We start from the raw sequence: 1,252 nt of genomic DNA, 5'->3' as shown, positions 1-1,252 counted from the left end.
GGCAAAAAACAATATCATTTGGTACCTTGACCCAATTTATGGGCATAAGCAAGGTCAAATACCATAGGTATTAATCAGGCGAATAAGTGCATGCAAATCTCGGCCATTGCTTATAATTTAAAGAAGTGCCTAAAATTCATAGAAAAACACAGTAAACGTGGGGCGGAAAGTCTACACTTCGTTTTTTACCGTTTTAAGGCTGTTATAAACGTCATTTTAAACCCATATCATCATCTTTCAATGTACAAGATAAGAACCTATTAAAACCAAAATACGCCCTTAAAAAAGGACGTTTTTGTATCATATTTTTTGAAATTATAGGGTTTTGCAAGGGTTAACAGTTGTTGTGGTGCGTTTTTATTTCCTTCAATTTGTTTTCTATTTTAGGGTTTATTTTTGTCAAATCGTTAGCAAATTCCGTTTTGTCCTTTGGGGAAATTATTATTAGGTCAAATTTTCCATAAGTCAATTCAATTCTGTCTAAAGAAGGTGCTGGTGATGAAATCAGATTGTTGGACTTTCTAATGGATTTTATTTTATTTATATCAAATGATTTATTGTAAACAAAGCCGCATTTGACTTTTAAAATACCATTGTCCGTAATCGCGTATTCTGTCGAAAAATTTAGATATAGACAAAATCCGTAGACCAATAAATGAATTCCTGAGACCGATAGAATCGCTTCTAGGGGTTCGTTTTTGTAAATCATATATCCAAGAATAGATAAGAACAACAAAGTCAGAAACCCCATTACTCCGTATCCGAATTTTGATTTATATATTTTCATCGTTTTTTGTTTTTATCCGTGGTCAAATGCACTACAACACTTGTACAACCCCAACAATCACCAATCCCCATGGTAGTCATACCAGTTATATACGCAATATATTATTTTTTAATAACCTATCCTATGGGCTTATAATGGTTTTGTTGTTAATCTCAAGGGGTTTGGGAAGTGGAGAACTTAGCCATAGCACCTCACAGACTTCAAAGCACTTGAAAAACACAGTGAAAGTGGGGTGGTAAGCCTACACTTCGTTTTTTACCGTTTTAAGGCTGTTGTAAACGCCATTTTAAACTCATATCATCATCTTTCAATGTACAAGATAAGAACCTATTAAAACCAAAAAACGCCCTTAAAATGGGTGTTTTTGTATCATGTTTTTATAAAATTATAGGGTTGTGCAACGGGAGTTTGCGCACAAACCCCATTTATTTCTATAAATCTATAGATTTTCTACAAATTAATGAC

1 protein-coding gene is annotated in these 1,252 nt (G+C 33.4%); it reads right to left on the bottom strand.

Annotated features, from left to right (window positions below; all coding sequences use genetic code 11):
* Window positions 1-334 precede the first annotated feature (334 nt).
* Window positions 335-787, bottom strand: a complete 453-nt coding sequence (locus tag DKT72_RS17785; RefSeq protein ID WP_111310122.1) for a PH domain-containing protein — start codon at window positions 785-787, stop codon at window positions 335-337.
* Window positions 788-1,252: the final 465 nt, after the last annotated feature.

Origin of the sequence: Confluentibacter sediminis (assembly GCF_003258355.1) — a bacterium.
Lineage (GTDB): Bacteria > Bacteroidota > Bacteroidia > Flavobacteriales > Flavobacteriaceae > Confluentibacter > Confluentibacter sediminis.
Note: the sequence above shows the minus strand (reverse complement) of the source record. Positions and strands in the feature narration are given on the sequence as shown.